16 protein-coding genes are annotated in these 20229 nt (G+C 60.0%); 11 read left to right on the plus strand and 5 right to left on the minus strand.

Going from position 1 to position 20229, the window contains the following annotated elements:
• Positions 1 to 10 precede the first annotated feature (10 nt).
• The 9 genes from OOZ52_RS02425 to OOZ52_RS02465 are packed head-to-tail and all read left to right on the plus strand — an operon-like array spanning position 11 to position 12041.
• On the plus strand, positions 11 to 1528 hold the full coding sequence (locus OOZ52_RS02425) for an XrtA system polysaccharide chain length determinant (RefSeq protein WP_274696883.1): 1518 nt from the start codon (positions 11 to 13) through the stop codon (positions 1526 to 1528).
• Between the two features lie 10 nt (positions 1529 to 1538).
• Entirely contained in the window at positions 1539 to 2552 is a 1014-nt protein-coding gene (locus OOZ52_RS02430) for an AAA family ATPase (protein WP_274696884.1), read from the plus strand.
• Between the two features lie 4 nt (positions 2553 to 2556).
• A complete protein-coding gene (locus tag OOZ52_RS02435; protein ID WP_274696885.1) occupies positions 2557 to 4194 on the plus strand; it encodes a preprotein translocase subunit YajC in 1638 nt (545 codons plus the stop codon).
• A gap of 23 nt (positions 4195 to 4217) precedes the next feature.
• On the plus strand, positions 4218 to 5372 hold the full coding sequence (locus tag OOZ52_RS02440; RefSeq protein ID WP_274696886.1) for an XrtA/PEP-CTERM system-associated ATPase: 1155 nt from the start codon (positions 4218 to 4220) through the stop codon (positions 5370 to 5372).
• A 22-nt stretch (positions 5373 to 5394) separates the two neighbouring features.
• On the plus strand, positions 5395 to 6315 hold the full coding sequence (locus tag OOZ52_RS02445) for an XrtA system polysaccharide deacetylase (RefSeq protein WP_274696887.1): 921 nt from the start codon (positions 5395 to 5397) through the stop codon (positions 6313 to 6315).
• Positions 6312 to 7370, plus strand: coding sequence for a FemAB family XrtA/PEP-CTERM system-associated protein (locus tag OOZ52_RS02450; RefSeq protein WP_274696888.1), 1059 nt, complete (start codon positions 6312 to 6314; stop codon positions 7368 to 7370). Before OOZ52_RS02445 ends, OOZ52_RS02450 begins: the two co-directional genes overlap by 4 nt.
• Before the next feature lie 17 nt (positions 7371 to 7387).
• A complete protein-coding gene (locus OOZ52_RS02455) occupies positions 7388 to 8590 on the plus strand; it encodes a TIGR03087 family PEP-CTERM/XrtA system glycosyltransferase (protein ID WP_274696889.1) in 1203 nt (400 codons plus the stop codon).
• Complete coding sequence (gene xrtA, locus OOZ52_RS02460) at positions 8580 to 10136, plus strand: exosortase A (RefSeq protein ID WP_274696890.1); 1557 nt, start codon at positions 8580 to 8582, stop codon at positions 10134 to 10136. Before OOZ52_RS02455 ends, xrtA begins: the two co-directional genes overlap by 11 nt.
• A 9-nt stretch (positions 10137 to 10145) precedes the next feature.
• Positions 10146 to 12041, plus strand: a complete 1896-nt coding sequence (locus OOZ52_RS02465) for an XrtA/PEP-CTERM system amidotransferase (protein WP_274696891.1) — start codon at positions 10146 to 10148, stop codon at positions 12039 to 12041.
• Here the strand turns inward: OOZ52_RS02465 and zapE are convergent.
• The gene (zapE, locus tag OOZ52_RS02470; RefSeq protein WP_274696892.1) at positions 12038 to 13144 is read right to left on the minus strand and encodes a cell division protein ZapE; all 1107 of its coding nucleotides are present in this window, start codon (positions 13142 to 13144) and stop codon (positions 12038 to 12040) included. The two genes, OOZ52_RS02465 and zapE, sit on opposite strands and share 4 nt — an antisense overlap.
• Positions 13145 to 13148: 4 nt before the next feature.
• On the minus strand, positions 13149 to 13931 hold the full coding sequence (locus OOZ52_RS02475; protein ID WP_274696893.1) for a succinate dehydrogenase iron-sulfur subunit: 783 nt from the start codon (positions 13929 to 13931) through the stop codon (positions 13149 to 13151).
• Between the two features lie 257 nt (positions 13932 to 14188).
• On the opposite strand from OOZ52_RS02475, the gene OOZ52_RS02480 reads away from it, so the two are divergent.
• The gene (locus OOZ52_RS02480; RefSeq protein ID WP_274696894.1) at positions 14189 to 14905 is read left to right on the plus strand and encodes an SDR family NAD(P)-dependent oxidoreductase; all 717 of its coding nucleotides are present in this window, start codon (positions 14189 to 14191) and stop codon (positions 14903 to 14905) included.
• A 73-nt stretch (positions 14906 to 14978) separates the two neighbouring features.
• Positions 14979 to 15500 carry a hypothetical protein gene (locus tag OOZ52_RS02485; protein ID WP_274696895.1) on the plus strand — a complete coding sequence of 174 codons (522 nt, stop codon included), beginning with the start codon at positions 14979 to 14981 and terminating at the stop codon, positions 15498 to 15500.
• Here OOZ52_RS02485 and OOZ52_RS02490 read toward each other — a convergent pair.
• The 3 genes from OOZ52_RS02490 to OOZ52_RS02500 all read right to left on the minus strand — a co-directional run bounded on the left by OOZ52_RS02490 (position 15497) and on the right by OOZ52_RS02500 (position 20081).
• On the minus strand, positions 15497 to 16513 hold the full coding sequence (locus OOZ52_RS02490; RefSeq protein ID WP_274696896.1) for a D-alanine--D-alanine ligase family protein: 1017 nt from the start codon (positions 16511 to 16513) through the stop codon (positions 15497 to 15499). The genes OOZ52_RS02485 and OOZ52_RS02490 overlap by 4 nt on opposite strands.
• 68 nt (positions 16514 to 16581) lie before the next feature.
• Positions 16582 to 17409, minus strand: coding sequence for an NTP transferase domain-containing protein (locus OOZ52_RS02495; protein ID WP_274696897.1), 828 nt, complete (start codon positions 17407 to 17409; stop codon positions 16582 to 16584).
• A gap of 26 nt (positions 17410 to 17435) precedes the next feature.
• Complete coding sequence (locus OOZ52_RS02500; protein WP_274696898.1) at positions 17436 to 20081, minus strand: Rne/Rng family ribonuclease; 2646 nt, start codon at positions 20079 to 20081, stop codon at positions 17436 to 17438.
• Positions 20082 to 20229: the final 148 nt, after the last annotated feature.

Here is a 20229-nt window from a genome sequence, read left to right on the forward strand (position 1 = left end):
AGTAGGGGGCTTGAACCAGCTTCTTGAAGAATTGCGCGCCGGACTATGGGCAGTCTGGAACCGTCGCTGGCTCGCTCTGGGCATTGCCTGGGGCGTTTGCCTGCTCGGTTGGTTGGCTGTTGCGCTGATTCCCAACTCGTACGAGTCCGAAACGCGCATCTTTGTGCAGCTGGATGATGTTCTTGCAGAACAGATCGGCATCGGTGCCAATGCACGCGAACGCGATATCGATCGCATCCGCCAGACTCTGGCGAGCGCCGTCAATCTGGAAACTGTCGTCCGCTCTACGCGCATCGGCGATACCGTGACCAATGGTACGCAGATGGAAGCAGCCATCGAGCAGCTGAGTGAAGACGTGCAGGTGGTGAGTGAAGGCGAGAACATCTTCGAAATCACCGCACAGAGCGGCCGCAGCGATCTTTCTGATTCCGAAAACGCTGAGCTGGCCCAGACCATCGCCCAGCGCATGATCGACATCTTCCGTGAGGAGAATCTCGGCGGTGCGCGCGGCGAAATGGCGGACTCGATCGAGTTCCTCAATGAACAACTTGCCCAGCGTGAGGCCGAACTGGCCGCTGCGGAAGAGCGCCGTTTGGCATTCGAGGCTGCGAACCCTGATCTTATCGGTGGTGCGCAGGCGATTGCCCAGCAATTGAGCGCAACCCGGGCAGAATTGCGCAGTGTTGAATCCGATCTTGGCGCTGCCCAGGCTGCGCTTGCCGGTCTGGACGGTCAGCTTGCCAGTACCCCGCGCACGATTGTGGTGCCGGGGTCCGGAAGCCCGCAGTCGACGCTCGCCCAGGCGGAGGCGAACCTTGCTGCTATGCGTGCACGTGGGCTTACGGATGAGCATCCTGATGTTGTCGCCGCCCAGCGCACTGTTTCGGCTATGCGTGAACAGGCGCAGGCTTCGGGCGGTGCAGGTGGTCAGTTGAACCCTGCCTATACATCGCTCCAGAGCATGCGTGTGGAACGCCAGTCAAACGTGATGGCGCTCCAGTCTCGCGCGGCAGCACTGCGTGCCGAAATCGCATCGATCAATGCCAGCGCTGCACGTGAGCCTGGTGCGGCCGCTGAAGCGCAACGCATCAGCCGCGATTACGAAGTGCTGCGCGAACAGTACGATTCGCTGTTGCAAGACCGTGAAGAGCTGCGCCTGCGCGGCCAGGTCGAAAACGAGCGTAGCGCGGTGCAGTTCGAAGTTGTCGATCCGCCGACCACACCGCGGTCTCCCGCCGCTCCCAACCGCCCGCTGCTGATTTTCGGCGTGCTTCTGCTTGGCATCGGTGCAGGCACAGGCACAGCCTTTGCGCTTAGCAAACTGGGCTCAACTTTTGCGACCGCAGGGCAGCTGGAGCGGACTTTTGGTCTGCCGGTGATCGGCACGATTACACACACATTCACCGAAGCCGGGCGCGATTTGCGTCGCAAGCGCTTCAAGTATTTCGCCGCCGCATCCAGCGGCCTCGCGGTTCTTTGCGTCATCCTGCTGGGTGTCGAAATGTTCCAGCGCAGTACGATGGCTTGAGGGAATTGGCATGACAGAACATCGCAAAATCCCGACGCCTTCCAAGTCGCTGTTCGAGCGGGCCGAGAACTTCTTCGGCCTTGGCGGTGATTTCAAACCTGCGCCGGTGCCCAAGAAACTGGCCAATCCGGTCAACCGCCGGATTGAAAAGCGCAAACCAAAAGCGGAACCCGAGGTTTCACTGCGCGAAGCGGCCAACAAGGCGGTGCCGCCACGCAAATACCCCGAGGAGACTGCCGTCGCTCCTGCGCCTGTGCCGGAGCCTGTCTACGAAGATGTATCCTTCTCCGAGAAGGTGCATCCGATCGACCGTGAAGCGCTTGATATGTATGGGCTCATCCAGCCAGAAGGGCATGTCACTGCGCTGCTGGAAGAATTCCGCATCGTTAAGCGGCAAGTACTCAAATCAGTGCGCAAGGCGCGCGAAGCCGGATCGGGCCAGCTTGCCCAGCGCGTGCTTGTCTGTTCGCCGTTGCCCAATGAAGGCAAGAGCTATTGCTCGGTAAACCTTGCCATTGCTCTCGCTGCCGAAAAGGATAGCGAAGTGCTGCTGGTCGACGCCGACTTCGCCAAACCTTCGGTTCTGTCGATGCTTGGCCTGCCTGCCGGGCCTGGCTTCATGGACGTCCTCGCTCGCGATGATATGAATGTCGAGGATTGCGTTCTCGCCACCGACATCGCCGGGCTGCATGTTCTGCCTGCGGGCAATCACACGACGTCTGATAGCGAATACCTCGCCAGTTCACGCACGGCAGAGGTGCTCGATCGCCTTACCCGTGCTGCACCCAACCGGATTGTCATCTTCGATAGTCCGCCCGCTCTCGCAGCCTCTCCGGCTGCTGAGCTCGCCAATCATGTCGGACAGGCGATTGTCGTCGCTCGGGCCGACCGCACAGGCCAGACCGCGCTCGAAGACGCGCTCACTCTGCTCTCGGCCTGTCCCGATCTCAAGCTGCTGCTCAATGCAGCGCATTTCAGCCCCAGTGGCCGCCGTTTTGGCGCCTATTACGGGCAGGAGGACTAGTACGATGCGTACGACACTTACTCTGGCACTGGCACTTGCGGCATTTCCCGCAAGCGCGCTTGCACAGGACATGGAAGAGGCGGGCGAAGAAGCACGTTCGGCCGATCGCGGTGTGGAAATCGCTCCGTATATCGAGGCGGCCCAGGTCGTCACGGCGGAGCTTTCTCCTGGTGACGACGTGGTCACATACAGCCGCGTTGCTGCCGGTGTGGATGCCGGTTTCGGCGGACGCTACTCGTCCGGCTCGGTCTCGCTTCGGTATGAACGTCGTTTTGGCTGGAGCGACAATGTTTCGGACAGTGACACCATTTCGGGCATCGCGCGCACTTCGCTTGCGCTGGCTGGCCCCGCTCTGACGTTTGAAGCGGGCGGTCTGGCATCGCGCACCCGTGTTGAAAGCAATGGCAGTACCTCACTGGGCGATTTCGGGCTGGATGACGATTTCACGACGCAGATCTATTCGGTCTACGCTGGTCCGGCAGTGCGCACCCAACTCGGCCGAGCCGAGCTGACCGGTGCTTATCGCCTTGGTTACACCCGTGTGGAATCTCCCGACGCGTTCCAGCTCGATCCGCAATCGGCTCCGGTCGATCTGTTTGACGAATCCATCACCCACAATGCCAGCGCGCGTATCGGCTTTGCGCCGAACACAGTGCTGCCGGTTGGCCTGGGTGTTGGTGCGGGATGGAACCGGCAAGACCTGTCCAATCTCGATCAGCGCATCGATGATCGCCATGTCCGTGCGGATGTAACCGTTCCGGTCTCTCCCAATGTCGCCTTTGTGGGTGGCGTTGGTTACGAGGAAGTCGAGGTTTCAAGCCGCGATGCCCTCCGCGATATCAACGGTGATCCGGTGATCGGCCCTGATGGCCGCTTCGTTACCGATGAAAGTTCGCCGCGCGAAATCGCCTATGAAACCGATGGCCTGATCTGGGATGTCGGTGTGATGTGGCGACCGAGCAACCGCACCTCGCTCAGCGCAGGTGTGGGCCGCCGTTATGGCTCGACGACTTACTACGGCAACCTGTCCTATGCGCCGAATGCCAACTCGAGCCTCGGTGTGTCGGTCTATGACAACATCAACAGCTTCGGCGGTCAATTGACTGGCGCGCTGGACACGCTGGGCACCGACTTTGCCGCACTGCGCAACCCGGTCACGGGTGATCTGGGCGGTTGTGTTGCCAGCACAGAAGGCCAGAACTGCGGTCTTGCCAGCCTTGGCTCGCTGCGCTCGGGCGTGTTCCGCAGCCGCGGTGTTTCGATCGGCTATGGCGGGACCGCCGGCCGTACGACCTACAGCGTAGGCGCCGGTTATGACCGCCGCACGTTCATCGCCGGACAGAACAGCATTCTTGCCGCGACCGATGGCATTGCCGACGAGACCTTTTGGCTCGCCAGCTATGTTGCCCGTCAGCTTGATCGCAATTCACAGCTGTCCTTCGGCGCGACAGGCTCGCTGTTCGAAAGCGGAGTGGACGGCGTAGGCTCGACCTACGGTTACAGCGTCAACACTGCTTACAGCCGCAACTTCATCGAAGGCCTGACGGCGACTGCCGCAGTCAGCCTTGACGGCATCACACGCGATGATCTGCCCGACTATCAAGCCGCTTCGGCCCTGGTCGGCCTTCGCTACACATTCTGACGGGTCCAAAGGAGAGCAGACCCATGTTTGACAATTTCTACGGCCTTACCGGCAAGCCATTCCAGCTGACGCCTGATCCGGAATTCTATTTCCGCTCGATCACGCACCGCAAGGCGCTATCCTATCTCGGCTATGGCCTTGCCCAGGGTGAGGGTTTCATCGTCATCACCGGTGAAATCGGCTCAGGTAAGTCGACTCTGGTCGCGCACATGATGGAAAGCCTCGACCGCGAGCAGGTGACTGTCGCGCAGATCGTGACGAGCAAACTGGATGAGGAAGAGATCATCCATGTGATTGCTGGCGCAATGGGCCTCGATATCGAAGGGCATGACAAGGCAACGGCTCTTACCGAGATTGAAAGCTATCTCCATTCAGAAGCGCGCGCAGGCCGTCGCTGCCTACTGATTGTCGATGAATCGCAGAACCTTTCGGTTCCGGCGCTGGAAGAGCTTCGCATGCTCTCCAACTTCCAGCTCGGCAACCATCCGCTTCTGCAAACGCTGCTGCTTGGCCAGCCCGAATTCCGCACCGTTCTGCAGAATGACGAAGGTCTTGAGCAACTGCGCCAGCGCGTGATCGCTGCGCATCACCTTGAGCCGATGCAGAAGAGCGAAATCGAGCCCTACATCATCCACCGCCTGGAGAAGGTGGGATGGGAAGGCAATCCGGCTTTCGACCAGCGTGTCTATGCCGAATTGTTTGAAGCATCGGGCGGTATTCCGCGCCGTGTGAACCAGATCGCCAATCGTTTGCTGCTGCTGGGCGCCGTTGAAGAGCGTTCTCGCATCGACGCCGCCATGCTGCAATCGGTCCTCGCCGAGATGGAAGCCGAACGTGCATTCCCGTCTGCGGCCCCTTCGGCTCTGAAGCAGAAAGACCCCGAATTCGAACCGGTCAAAGCCATGCCGACGGTGCCGCGCGTGGATATCGAGCAGTTTGAATCCGCGCTTGCCGAGCGCGACGCGCAGATTGCCGAGTTGCAGCAGGCTGTGGTCGAACTGGCCAACCAGACCGACGAAGCCGCGGTGAATGTCGTGAACCCTGAAATTGAAGCCATGCGCGAACAGATTTCCCGTATCGAAGCACGCTGCTTCGAGCAGGAACGTTCGATCCGTCAGACGCTGACGATGTTGATCGAATGGATCGAGAGCGAGATGGATTCGACCAAGGCCGCTTGAGCGACCTGAGGAGGCATTCGCGGTGAACGCGATCAATCTGGATGGTGAACAGGCAGAAAAGGTCATTGTGAATGGCCTGTCTGTCGACGTGGAAGACTGGTTCCAGGTCGGCGCGTTTGAAGACGTGATCGAGCGGGACCAGTGGGGCGGTCTGGATGATCGTGTCGAGCGTAATGTTCACCAGATTCTTGACCTGTTTGACGAAGCCGAGGCAAGCGCGACATTCTTCACACTGGGCTGGGTGGCCGAGCGGCAGAAGAGCCTGCTGCGCGAAATCGTCGCGCGCGGACACGAAGTCGCCAGTCACGGTTGGGATCACGAGCGTGTGTTCCGCATGGATCGCAAGATGTTCGCCGCCGATATCGAGAAGACCCGCAAGACGATCGAGGATTGCTGCGGCGCCCGCGTTATCGGCTACCGCGCGCCTAGCTTCTCCATCGACCAGCGCACACCGTGGGCCTTTATGGAGCTGGCGGAGCAGGGGTATCTCTATTCCTCCAGCGTCGCTCCGGTCGCGCATGATCACTATGGCTGGGCAGACGCTCCACGTTTCGCATTCAATCCGCTGCCCTGGCACAATCTGGTTGAGCTTCCGGTCACCACGGCGGAATTCCGAGGCAAACGCCTTGCAGCCGGCGGCGGTGGGTTCTTCCGCGTCCTGCCCTATGCCTTCAGTCGTTGGGCGATCCGGCAAGTGAACCGTGATGCCGAAAAGCCGGCAATCTTCTACTTCCACCCTTGGGAAATTGACCCTGGCCAGCCGCGTGTTTCGGGAGCTCCTATCCGCTCGCGCCTGCGCCACTACACCAATCTCGACAAGATGGCGGGCAAGTTGCGCCAGTTGATCGAGGAATTTTCGTGGGGCCGCATCGATGTGATCGCTCACCGCGAAGCCGCGCGTCTCCAGGCCGAAAAGGCTGCCAAGCATTCGGTGACATTGTGAATGCGCCCTTCGCTCTCAGCCGCGAGCATGCCCGCAAGGTAGATCTGCACGAGCCCGACGAGGCGAAGCGGATCGAAGCATTCGTGGCAGAGCAGGGCGGGTCAGTGTTTCATCGTCCAGCATGGCTGCGTGCCGTCGAACACGGCACCGGCAATCGCGCGCTGGGAATCGTATCCGAGAAAGACGGCGCGATCACGGGTTGGCTGCCACTGACCGAAGTGCATTCGCCAGTATTCGGGCGCGTGCTTGCTTCAAGCGGTTTCGCGGTCGAGGGCGGGGTGCTCGCTGATAGCGAAAATGCGGTGCGGATGCTGTGTGATGGAGCGCAGGAACTGGCTGTCCGCCTGTCTTGCCCAAGCATAGAGTTGCGTGGCGGCAATGTCTCTCCCGATTGGCAGGTGCAGACTGAAAGCCATTGCGGTTTCGTGCAGCCATTGGCCGGGGATGACGAGGCGCAACTGCTCCAGATCCCGCGCAAGCAGCGTGCCGAAGTGCGCAAGGGACTGAAGAACGATCTTCGGGTCACAGTTGGTAATGAAGAGAAAGATCACGCCGCACATTATGCGGTATATGCCGAGAGTGTGCGCAATCTGGGCACGCCCGTTTTCCCGCGCAGCCTGTTCGATGCAACGCTGGACCGACTGAATGCTGACATTCTGACTGTATGGCAGGGTGAAACGCCGGTCGCGAGCGTGCTCTCTCTCTATCACGATGGCGCTGTCATGCCCTATTGGGGCGGCGGAACTTGGGCGGCGCGCGGCCTGCGCGCGAACGATCTGATGTATTACAAGCTGATGCTCCACGCGCGGGAGAGGGGCTGTGATCGTTTCGATTTCGGGCGCAGCAAAACGGAAAGCGGCGCTTACTTCTTCAAGAAGAACTGGGGCTTCGAACCAGAACCGCTGAGCTATGCCAGTTGGACAGCGCCGGGGCATGAAAGCCGAGATGCCGATCCTACCAGCGCAAAGCATCAGGCACGCATTGCACTATGGAAGAAGTTGCCGACAGCTCTGACCAATCGTCTGGGCCCGCTGATCGCGCGGGGGCTGGGGTGAACGGTGACATCCTCTTTTTGGCTCATCGCCTGCCGTTTCCACCCGATCGCGGCGACAAGATCCGTTCGCACCATGTGCTGAAGGCCTTGGCGCAAATCGCGCCTGTCCATGTCGGCTGCCTTGCGGAAGACGCGAAGGACGCAGCACACAAAGGCGAACTCGCCGCGATTGCAACAAGCCATTGTATGCCGCGTCGCTCAAAGCAGCTCGCGCTTGCCGGAATCGAGGCACTGGGGCGGGGTGAGCCCGTCAGCTTCTCGGCCTTCCGGTCGAAGCAGTTGCACGATTGGGTGAAGGTCACGCTCGCCGAGAGGAATATCCGCGCGATATACGTTTTCTCAGGTCAGATGGCGCAATATGTGCCGGAAGACTGGAAGCGGCGCTTGATTGTCGATCTCGTCGATGTCGATTCGGCCAAGTTCGAGGCATACGCCGCGCAAGGCTCAGGTTTACGTGGATGGATCGATGCTCGCGAAGGCAAGTTGCTGCGCGCCATTGAGTCAGAGCTTGCCAAGCGTGCCGATGCAACGTTGCTGGTGAGCGAGGCTGAAGCCAATCTGCTGCGTGAACGTGCCCCCGGCAGCCGCAACATACGCGCACTGCGCAATGGGATTGATTGCACGCAATTTGATCCGGATGCTGCGACACCCGCTAGCCAGCTGTCAGATGACGGCCCGCATTATGTCTTCACCGGCCAGATGGACTACGCGCCCAATGTCACTGCTGTAGCACGCATGGCGAAGCAGATCATGCCGCGCGTGCGTAAAGAATTGCCGCAAGCCCGCTTCCACATCGTTGGACGCGCCCCGACTGGCGAGGTTCTGAAGCTTGATGGGTTGAATGGCACCACGGTCGTTGGTGAAGTGCCTGATACGCGCCCGTGGCTCGTGGGCGCGAATGCAGTGGTTGCACCGTTGACCTTAGCACGCGGCGTGCAGAACAAGGTTCTCGAGGCGATGTCCATGGCGAAACCTGTTGTCGCCTCCCCTGAAGCCGCGACGGGGATCGACGCGCGCAATCACGAAGACATTCTAGTCGCTGCCGATGATGCCACTTTTGCTGCGCATCTCCTGCAATTGCATGACGATCCTGCGAAAGCGGCAAAGCTCGGCGAGGCCGCGCGCAATTTCGTAAAGACGGAGATGAGCTGGCCCGCAATGCTTGCGGATTTGCCCACCTTGCTCGGGCTCGCGGATGGAGGCGCCCGCGATGCGGCTTGATCTCGCATCTTCGCGGCAGGCTGCCGTGGTTGACCGTCTTGCGCCGCAATGGCGCGCACCGCTGGCGCAACTGGCATTGGCATGGACGGCTCTGTTAGCCTTATTCGCTGGGGACTGGGCCGAGATGGTGATGCAGTGGTGGAACTCCTCCACCTACAATCACATCCTGCTGGTTCCCCCGATCCTGATTTGGCTGGTCTACCAGCGAGCCTCCGAACTGGCGAAACTGACACCGCAAGCCTGGTGGCCTGGGCTGATCCCGTTTGCCGGAGCACTGGTGATCTGGCTGCTCGGTGATGTTTCGGGTCTGGCCACCGCCAAACATATTGGCCTTGTCGCGGCCATGCAGTCGCTCGTTGTACTGCTGTTCGGTCCGCGCGTATCGTGGGCCTTGCTATTCCCGATCTGCTACGCGGCGTTTCTCGTCCCAATCGGAGACGAACTGGTACCCGCGCTGCAGATGATAACGGCGGATATCACCATTGCCTTGACCGAATCGAGTGGCATTCCCGCGCATATCGAAGGCGTCTTTATCGATACCCCCGCAGGCCTCTTCGAAGTTGCGGAGGCATGTTCGGGCGTCAAATTTCTGATCGCGATGATCGCACTCGGAACGTTGGTGGCGCATGTCTGCTTCCGCAGCTGGACACGCCGGATTGCCTTTATGGCGCTGGCGATTGCTTTGCCGATCCTTGCCAACGGTGTGCGGGCATGGGGTACGATCTACATTGCCCAGTCACAAGGCATCTCTTTCGCTGCGGGGTTCGATCACATCTTCTATGGGTGGATCTTCTTCGCATTGGTTATGGGTGCTCTGCTCGCCATTGGTTGGAAGTTCTTTGATCGACAGGTCGAAGATCCCTTTATCGATGGTGATGCCATTGCGGCTGAACCGCGCTTCGCCCGCCTGGAACAATATACCATCCGTCCGGCGATTGCCCTGGTTGGCGCGGCCGCGATGGCGCTTGTGATCGTCATCTGGTCGTCGCAGTCGCATGTATTGGAGGCGGAGCTTGGCGACAACCTTACGCTGCCAGCTGTGCAGGGTTGGGAACGCACAGAGTATCTGCAGGACTATCCGTGGCAGCCCCGTGCAGGAGGAGCCGATCGCCGCCTGATCGCGACATATGCTGATGCGGATGGTCGTGTGGTCGAAGTGTTCCTTGCGCTTTATTCGTCGCAAGGGGAGGGCAAGGAAGCAGGCTCCTTTGGCCAAGGTGCCTTGCCGCTCGATACCGAATGGCGTTGGCAGTCCGGTACCACCGCTCCTGACGGCGTTGTCGGTGAGCGCTTGCAGGCTTTGGGCTCTTACCGCCGGGTTGCCGAAACCTGGTATCACCGCGGTGACTGGACCGGAGGAAGCAAACTTCGTCTCAAGATCGAGACCCTGCAGGATCGTCTTTTCCTGAATGCGCAGCCTACAGCCATGCTGATCCTGTCTAGCGAGGAGCGTTACGGCGTGGACGCTGCACAGACCATCGCCGATTTCCGGTCTTCCACGGGCGATCTCGGAGAATGGATAGACCGCGCCGCCGCGCTGGATTAACGCACCACCATGTGCGGAATCGCGGGTCTCTTTCACACAGGTACGATCAAGCCGGTTGATCCCGTGCGGGTCGAGCGAATGTGCGACGTGCTCGCGCACCGAGGACCCGATGGTTCGGGCGTCTGGTCCGCGCCGGGTGTGGGACTGGGGCATCGTCGCCTGTCGATCATCGACATCGCTGGATCACCGCAACCGATGCACTCGAATGATGAGCGCGCGGTAATCGTCTTCAACGGCGAAATCTACAATTACCGCGAGCTGCGCAAGGAGCTGACAGAGCGCGGAGCGAAATTCCGTACCGAAGGCGATACCGAGGTCATCCTCGAAGCGTGGAAGCTGTGGGGCAGAGACTGCGTGAAACATCTCCACGGCATGTTCGCCTTCGCGATCTACGACTGTGCGGACCGGACGCTGTTCCTTGCGCGGGACCGCTTTGGCGTGAAGCCACTGTTCTACACCCTGTTGTCTGACGGTTCGCTCGCATTTGCTTCAGAACTGAAGGGTCTGCTCGCGCATCCGCTGTTGCGCCGCGACGTCGATTACCGCGCAATCGAGGATTATATGACTTGGGGCTATGTGCCCGATCATCGCTCGATTCTGCAGGGCGTGCACAAGTTGCCGGCCGCGCATACGCTTCTGTTGAAGCACGACACCGAGGTTGCCAGACCAGAGGTCTATTGGGACATCAGCTTCGAACGTCGCCACAAGGGTAAGGCTGCCGACCTTGAGGCGGAGTTGCTGCACCATCTGCAGCAAGCCGTTGAGAGCCGGATGGTATCCGATGTTCCGCTAGGCGCATTCCTGTCTGGCGGGGTCGACAGCTCGACCGTCGTCGCCTTCATGGCACAGGCGAGCCGCGACAAGGTGAAGACCTGCTCGATCGGCTTCGATGTCGCGAGTGCGGATGAGAGCAGCTATGCCGCCAAGGTCGCCGAGCTGTTCGCTACTGATCATGACAGCCGTCAGGTGAGCTCCGACCAGTTCGATGTCATCGACACCATCGCGGGCATGTTCGACGAACCCTTCGCCGATGCCAGCGCCTTGCCGACATGGCGGGTGTGCCAGCTGGCGCGGGAGAAGGTCACTGTTGCGCTTTCGGGAGACGGGGCAGACGAAGCTTTTGCCGGATACCGTCGCCAGGTCTTCCACGCGCATGAGGAACGGGTGCGGTCATTCATTCCACATGCGGTGCGCCAGAAAGTGCTTGGGCCGCTGGGAGAGTTCTATCCCAAGATGGACTGGGCACCACGTGCCCTTCGCGCGAAGACGACGCTGCAGTCACTCGCGGGTGACGGGGCGGATGGATATGCACGCGCGCTTTCCATCATCCCGCCGGAGATCCGCATGGGCCTCTACAGCGAGGACCAGCGTTGGGTCATGCGCGACTACCGTGCCGAGCACAAGTTGATCGACATGATGGCCAATGCTCCGGCGCGAACGGGGCTCGACGCCGCGCAGTACGCCGATCTCAAGTTCTGGATGCCCGGCGATATCCTGACCAAGGTCGATCGGACCAGCATGGCGGTGAGCCTCGAGGCTCGCGAGCCTCTGCTCGATCACCGCCTTGTCGAGTTTGCAGCGGGTCTTCCCGACGGGCTGCGGGTCAAGCGCTCTCAAGGCAAGTACATCCTCAAGAAGGCGATGGAGCGCTATCTGCCCGACGACATCCTATACAGACCCAAGCAGGGCTTCGTGACTCCGATAGCCGAGTGGTTGCGAGGTCCGCTCGCCGGTCGGGCGAGGGGGATCGCCAAGAGCGCCATGCTCGCGCGGACCGGGTGGTTCGATAACGAGCGGATTGCCGCCATGGCCGAGATGCACATCGGCGGACGATCCGACAACTCGCGCATTCTGTGGCAGCTGATCATGCTCGACCGCTCGCTCGCACGTCTTGGGATCGTTTAAGCGACCTTGCCGTGTCCGAGCGCCATGTAGTCAGCGCTCTGCATTTCCTTGAGGCGACTGACTGACCGTTCGAACTCGAACGCGCCGTCACCTGATGTGTAAAGTGCCTCCGGCTCGGCTGCGGCGGTGGTGAACAGTTTTACGCGGTGTTCGTAGAGCGCGTCGATCAGCTTCGTGAAGCGAATGGCTTCGTTGCGGTTCTCAGGGCCCATCTTCGGGATGCCGACGACGATAACGGTGTGGTACTCACGTGCGATGGCGAGGTAGTCAGACGCCCCGCGATCCTCTTGGCACAACCGTTTGAAGCTGAATACACCCACACCCTTAAGCGATTTGGGCACGAACAACGTGCGCCCGCCGCCAAGGTCAAGCTCCCCAGAAGGTACATTGGCCGCATCTTCAGGCTTGTAATCGGTCAGTCGGAAGAAGGCTTCGCGTACTTGCGCCGTCGCCGCATCGCCCATTGGCGCGTGCCAGTTATCGATATCGCCTAGCCGGTCGAGCCGGTAGTCGGTCGGGCCATTCAGCGGCAACACGTCGAGTTCGGCCTCGATCAGATCAATGAAGGGCAGGAACAGCGAGCGGTTCAGGCCATCCTTGTAGAGATCGCTCGGTGGGCGATTGCTTGTCGCGACCACGGTCACGCCTTCATCCTCGATCAATGCTGTGAAGAGCCGCGCCATGATCGCCGCGTCGGCGGTGTTGGTCACCACCATCTCGTCAAAGGCAAGCATCCGCACGTCCTTCGCAATGCGCGCGGCGACCCGCCTGACGGGGCCCTCGGTCTCCTCCTTGCGTTCCTCGCGGATCAGCTGGTCCACCTCGAGCATGAACTCGTGGAAGTGGACGCGGCGCTTCTCTTCAATGGCGAGGGCTGAGTGGAACAGGTCCATCAGCATCGACTTGCCGCGCCCTACGCCTCCCCACATGTAGACGCCGCGAGGGGCAACGCGTTTGCGGCTGAAGAACTGGCCCAGCAGACCGCCAGGTTGCTCTGCCTCCAGTTCCTTCTGCAACTGGTTCAGGCGTTCTGCAGCGCGGCGCTGATCCGGATCGGGCCGAAGCTCGCCGGCGGCAATCAGCTTTTCGTAACGCGCCAGCACCGACCTAAATGGCGCGCTCGGCCTGCATCTTCTTGATCTCTGCGATGGCGCGTGCGGGGCTGAGACCCTTGGGGCACACGTTCGCGCAGTTCATGATCGTGTGGCAGCGATAGAGGCGGAAGGGGTCTTCCAGATCGTCCAGACGCTCACCGGTCATCTCGTCGCGGCTGTCAGCCAGCCAGCGATAGGCCTGCAGCAGGATTGCCGGACCAAGGAACTTGTCCGAATTCCACCAGTAGCTAGGGCACGAAGTCGAGCAGCAGGCACACAGGATGCACTCGTAAAGGCCGTCCAGCTTCTCGCGCTGTTCGGGCGATTGCAGGCGTTCCTTGCCGCTCGGCGTGTTGGAGACGGTTTGCAGCCACGGGCGGATGCTGGCGTACTGCGCGTAGAAGTGGGCGAAATCGGGCACAAGGTCCTTCACCACATCCATGTGCGGCAGCGGCGTGATGCGGACCGAACCTTTCAGGTCCTCGATCGCAGTCGTGCAGGCGAGGCCGTTTTTGCCGTTCATGTTCATCGAGCACGAACCGCAGATCCCCTCGCGACAGGACCGGCGGAAGGTCAGAGACGGGTCGATCTCGTTCTTGATCTTGAACAGCGCGTCCAGAACCATCGGGCCGCAATTGTCGAGGTCCACCTCGAACGTATCGTAGCGCGGGTTCTCGCCGCTATCCGGATCGTAGCGGTAGATCTGAAAGCTCTTCACCCGACCCGCTCCATCGGCCTTGTGGACCTTGCCAGCCTTGTTGATCTTGCTGTTCTTGGGGAGAGTGAAAGTCGCCATATTCCGTCCGCTTGTTTGCAGGTGTGATCCCCATTTAGCCGCTGTGTCAGTGAGGGCAAGGCGGACCTTCGTTCAAAGCCCGGTTTTTCGCGCGTTTCCGGTGTAAACCCAACTAACCTGATACACTTGATACAGTGTCCTGAGGACGAAAACACGAGCTGCAAACGCTGGACGAGAACTACGGCAGGTTGGAGAGGTTACATCGGCCATCCAGTCCGCGTAGATCGCGCGCAACTCTGTAGGAAAGGCAAAGCGTCATGCGATGGGACTCGGCGGCCATATTTGGGGCAAGCGGCGGTATCGGCGCGGCGATGGCCATGGCGCTGGCTGGCGAGGGCACACAAGTCTTTGCCGGGTCGTGCAGTGGTTACGTTCCGGAGCATGCCAATATCGAACCCTTTCGTTTCAATCTTACCGATGAAAAGAGCATCGAAGTAGCCGTAGAGCCGTGGAAGGACGCGCCGCCAGAACTGGTCGTTGTCGCCAGCGGCGTGCTGACCTTGCCCGATGGCACTGGGCCAGAGCGCAGCTTCCGCCATGTCGAACCAGCCGCGATGGCGCAGATGTTCGCCCTCAATACCGTTGGGCCTGCACTCATCGCGAAGCACGTTCTGCCGCTTTTCCCGCGCGATCGGGCCTCCACGTTCGCGGCCCTGTCCGCACGCGTCGGATCGATCAGCGATAACCGTATCGGCGGATGGCATTCCTATCGCGCGAGCAAGGCGGCACTCAATATGCTGATCCGCAACTACGCCATTGAAATGGGCCGCACGCATAAGCAGGCGATCATTGCGGGACTGCATCCGGGAACGGTCGATACGGCGTTGTCAGAACCGTTCCAGAAGAACCTGCCGGATGGGCAACTGACCGACGCAGATCAAGCTGCGAGCAACCTGATTGGAGTGCTTGCAGGCCTGTCGCCGGAAACCTCGGGTGACGTATTCGACTGGAAAGGCGAGCGGGTGCCAGAGTAGCGAGCGAGTATCCCGATTGTGGATCCGTGAATTTGGACGTATATTCAGAAGCTAGCAATTCGGGAATGCGCTGATGGACCTCGCCAAAATTCTATCCGCAGCAGTGCTTTTGGCCGCAACTTCTGCCCCTGCTAGCGCGCAGGACGCTGCGGCTGAGCCGGTCTTCGGGACAGTGAGTTTCCACGCAGAATCCCGCAATGATCCGCTGCAGCTCAGCGTTATCGCAGGTGGCGTAATCGACATCTATGAAAGCCTGATGGCTCCCTTTGAAGAAGAGGAGCCGAGCGAGGAGTTCTACGCCGCGACAGATATGTGTGATGGTAGTGTCAGCAGTGCGCCCAGCGTTGTGCTGACCTACACCGCTGGGGATGCGATGCTTATCATCTCAGCAGGGTCTGATGGTGACACGACACTTTTTGTCATGGGACCGAACGGTGAGATATTCTGTAGCGACGATGATGGCGTAGGAGCCTTCAATCCATCGGTCACAGTCGAAGAACCGGTCACCGGTAGATACGCGATCTGGGTCGGCTCTTACGATTTTGACGAAAGGCCAGTCGCTGATCTTCAGTTTTCGTCGCGCGAAAGCCTTTAGCCGCTAATCAAACCATTCCGCCGCCAGCACTCCGCAAGAAGTGTTTCGAGCAGATCAGCATGGCTGAAACCAGCCTGCGCAGCCGCTTTCGCCATCACCTTTTCCGACCACAGGTTGCAGTTCAGATTGATCTCGATGAAATTGATGTCACCGGTGTTCAGGTCGACACGGAACTCGATACGGCCGTAGTCGAACGGCAGCAGTTCGCGCGCGTAGGCCTTGGCCATTTCTTCGATCTTTGGTGCCAGTTCGGCATGATCGAAACGCTTTAGTGAGGCCTTCTCGGAGTTCTGGACGAGGTCACGTTTCTCGTAATAGGTCCACAGCTTCTGGGTATTCTCGCGCTCATACCAGAGCATGGGGAGGGCGGTTGGTTCGTTGTCGAGCGTGATGAACGCGCACTGCACGTCGTACCCATCGAGATAGGGCTCGACGATGGCGTCGTGGCCCTGTCCGTGAATGTCCGCGATGGCATTGGTCACGCCGTTCCAGTCGAAGGCATCGGAAATGCCCCAGCTGGCCGAGCTCGCATTGGGCTTGATCACCCACCGGCCATCGGGAGAGGGCGGCAGATCTGCCTCCAGAATAGGTGCGCCACGGCGATAGCAGAACCATGGGGCGGTTGGCACACCGGCGTGGGTCGCAACGAGTTTGGACACTGACTTGTCATCACCCAGGCCGCGCAGGAACGGCATCGCACCCAGATAAGGAATGCGATGCATGTTGCAGAGCGTCGGGATCACCATTTCGCTGTTCACGAAACCACCGCGGTTGAGCAGCGGGAAGACGAAATCGACATCGGGCCGTTCGAACAGCACATCGTAGCTGTTGGCGAACTGCAGGTTGAGACCAAGTCCCTCAAGCGTCGTGCGCACCTCATGGTGATAGATCGCGTGATTGCCATCTTCCGGGTGCATTCCGCCGCCCCACAGCGCGTGCTTCGCCATAAACAGCATGCGCACACGCTCTTTGGCTTCATCCGGAATGCGCAGAGGTTCTATTGCGGTGGTCATCGGCAGTCCCTTGTCCGTGCGATTGTCTGGGCGCGTTTACGCCGGGCCACTTTCACACGCAATGGCTGTTAGGCGTCGGGATCAATTACCGGCTTGGGAATATCCATGCCCAGGCGTTGGCCGAGCACCCATTCGGCGACCGAATAGGTGCGTGCATTGTCGACATCGACTGCCAGCGCTCCGTCTTCGAATATGACCGGTTGAATATCGAGGCCGAAACGCTTGCTGATGCGTTGCAGGCCTTGGGGAAGGGTGATGAGCTTGAGGCCCATTAGGATGATGTTGAACAGGCCGAAGGCGCGGACCATGCGGCCCTTGTTTGACATGAATTGTCCGCCTTCGCGGAAGATCTCTGCCGCATTGACGCTCTTTTGTCCGTTGATCCCGAACAGGTTGCAGCTGGCGTAGCCTGCGTCTTTGAAGTCATAGAAGCCGCGCTGGCCCTGACGGTGCACGGCCCAGACCCGCTCTCGCGTGGTCAGGCTGATGATACCGTCGCATTGTACAAGCGTGGATCGCGCCTGTTCGAAGCCTTCGGGTGTCAGCAGCACATTGTCTGCCGTGGTGATGATGAACGGGCTATCTTCACCCTTCATTGCGCCGATGACGCTTTCGACGATATTCTCGTCCGAATTCATGAGGGTGATGGGTACGCCGCGAGCTCGAAAAGACTCGAGTACGGGATCGACCTGTTCCTGCCCGTCCGGTTCCAGCACCACGCGAATTTCCTCGACCGCAGGTGCAGCGGTGAGGACCTCCAACACATGCGCGATCAGCGGGCGTCCGCAGATCGGTACAATGGCCTTGTGGCTCACGCCTGCGCGCTCAGCGAGGGGGTTAACTACCCCGGTTCGCTGAGCGGCAAGAACGATTACTTTTACTGGAGTTTCAGTCATATCCAGCGGTTACCTAAGTTGCGCGATCACTCGCCAAAAGTGCGCTGCCACCAGCCGCCGCGCTTGGGCTTGCCATCATCATTGCTGGCATCGCCTTCTGCAGCGGTTTCGGCAGGCGCTTCATCCGCCTTTGGCTGCGCCTTCTTGCGCGGTGCACGCTTGGCTTTTGGCTTGGGCTTTTCCTCAGCTTCAGCTTCTGGAGTGGGAGCGTCCTCGGCAGCCGTATCGGCTTCCTCGGTCTTCTTCTTGCGCGTGCGACGCTTGGGCTTTGGCTTTTCCTCGGCCTCTGTCGCAGTTTCTTCTGCAGGAGCTTCAGCTTCGGCCTCGTCCTTCTTCTTGCGAGTGCGGCGCTTGGGCTTAGGTTTTTCTTCCGCCTCGGCTTCTGTAGCAGGCTCTTCGGCGGGAGTGTCGTCGCTCTCGTCATTGCCCTCGGTAACCTCGGCAGCTTTCTTCTTACCGCCACGCCCGCGACCACCACGGCGGCGACGTTTGGGCTTCTCTTCGCCGTCGGACGATTCCTCGTCGTTGTCGGTCGAGTTGTCTTCGTCCGATGCCTCTTCGTCAGAGCTGTTTTCTTCGTTCGCCTTGCGGTTCTTTCCGCGACCACGGCCACCGCGACGACGCCGGCGACGCTTCTTCTTCGGTGCGTCATCATCGTCTTCATCGTTGTCGGCGGGGAGGTTGTCTTCCTCCTCTTCGTCGTCAACAATCGGCTCGAACTTGGGGGCTTCGGTTGGCTTGGGGCCGGACGACTGGACGCGCATCTTGGCGCCTTCGTCTTCGCCTTCGGGCTTCACTTCCACAGTCACGCCATAACGCTCTTCAATCTCTGCAAGATCGGCGCGTTTCGCGTTGAGCAGGTAAACCGCTGCTTCTGTGGAAGCGAACAGTGTGATGACCGTTCCCTTACCCTTGGCAGCTTCATCCTCGATCACGCGGAGTGCAGACAGACCGGCACTGGAGGCGGTGCGGACAAGACCCGTGCCATCACAATGCGGGCATTCGCGGGTAGAGGCCTCGAGCACGCCGGTGCGCAGGCGCTGGCGGCTCATTTCCATCAAGCCGAAGCCCGAAATACGTCCGACCTGAATGCGCGCGCGGTCGTTCTTGAGCGCGTCTTTCATCGCACGCTCTACCTTGCGGACGTTGCCGCTGCGATCCATGTCGATGAAGTCGATGACCACGAGGCCCGCCATGTCACGCAGGCGCAGCTGGCGAGCGATTTCCTTGGCGGCTTCAAGGTTGGTGTGCAACGCAGTCTGCTCGATGCCGTGTTCCTTGGTGGAACGGCCCGAGTTGATGTCGATGCTGACCAGTGCCTCGGTCGGGTTGATCACCAGGTAACCACCCGACTTCAGCTGAACTTCGGGCGCATACATCGCCGAAAGCTGGTCTTCCGCGCCGTATCGCTGGAACAGCGGGACCGGGTCATTATAGGCTTTCACCCGGCGTGCATGGCTAGGCATCAGCAGTTTCATGAAGGCCTTGGCAGATTTGTAGCCCGCTTCGCCTTCCACCATCACTTCTTCAATCTCGCGATTGTAGATGTCGCGGATCGCGCGTTTGATCAGGTCCGAATCCGAATGGATCATCGTCGGCGCGCTCGATCCCATCGTGCGCTCGCGAATCTCGTCCCACAGACGGGCGAGGTAGTCGAAATCGCGCTTGATCTCGGTCTTGGTGCGCGAAAGGCCGGCGGTGCGTACGATCAGGCCCATCGTCTTGGGTAGCGAGAGATCGCTGACAATGCTTTTCAGGCGCTTGCGGTCCGAACCGCTGTTGATCTTGCGTGAAATCCCGCCGCCGTGGCTGGAATTGGGCATGAGCACGCAATAGCGACCGGCGAGGCTGAGATATGTGGTGAGGGCCGCGCCCTTGTTGCCACGCTCTTCCTTGACGACCTGGACGAGCAGTACCTGGCGGCGCTGGATGACGTCCTGGATTTTGTAGCGACGACGCAGTGCCTGGCGCTTTGCGCGCGCTTCGTCGATTTCCTTTGCCCGGCTGCCGCGCTTGCCATTGCCACGACCGCCCTGGCGGCGGCCACGCTGGTGCTTTCCGCGACCGCGACCACCACGCCCGCGACGCTTGGGCTTGTCACCTTCTTCCGAATCGTCCTCATCTTCGGAGGACTCGTCATCGCCATCCTCGTCATCGCCATCCTCGTCATCGTCTTCTTCTTCGGAATCGTCGTCCTCGTCATCGTCTTCATTCGACTCATCCCCTTCGAGATGGCCTTCTTCGATGGTGGCGACGTGTTCCTTGTCGCTGGTGTCGATTTCTTCGAGCGCGACATCATCCTCGCTCACTTCTTCCTCTTCGGGAGAAGCGGTGGTGTCTTCTTCCTCGTCCTCTTCGGCGCGAAGCTTGGCTTCTTCTTCAGCTGCCGCCGCTTCTTCAGCGAGTAGGGCTTCGCGATCCTCTGCCGGGATCTGGTAATAGTCGGGATGGATTTCGCTGAAAGCGAGGAAACCGTGACGATTGCCGCCAAAATCCACGAAGGCCGCCTGCAAGGACGGTTCGACGCGAGTAACTTTGGCTAGATAGATATTTCCTTTGATCTGCTTGTGTTCAGCAGATTCAAAATCGAACTCCTCAATCCGGTTTCCCTTGAGTACCGCCACCCGCGTTTCTTCGGGGTGGCGCGCATCGATAAGCATGCGCGTTGCCATTGAATATTCTCCGGGCAAGTCCCGCCGCAGCAGAGGGGCCGGTTGAAGCCGGTCCGCTTGGAGGAAGTTGCCGATTTGTGTGAGCCCCGGCGGTGTGCCGCGCGGGAATAATGATCGCTCTGCCGCCGTTCTTCACGGATGAAGTCGT

Source organism: Aurantiacibacter sp. D1-12, assembly GCF_028858515.1.
Classification (GTDB): Bacteria; Pseudomonadota; Alphaproteobacteria; order Sphingomonadales; family Sphingomonadaceae; genus Alteraurantiacibacter.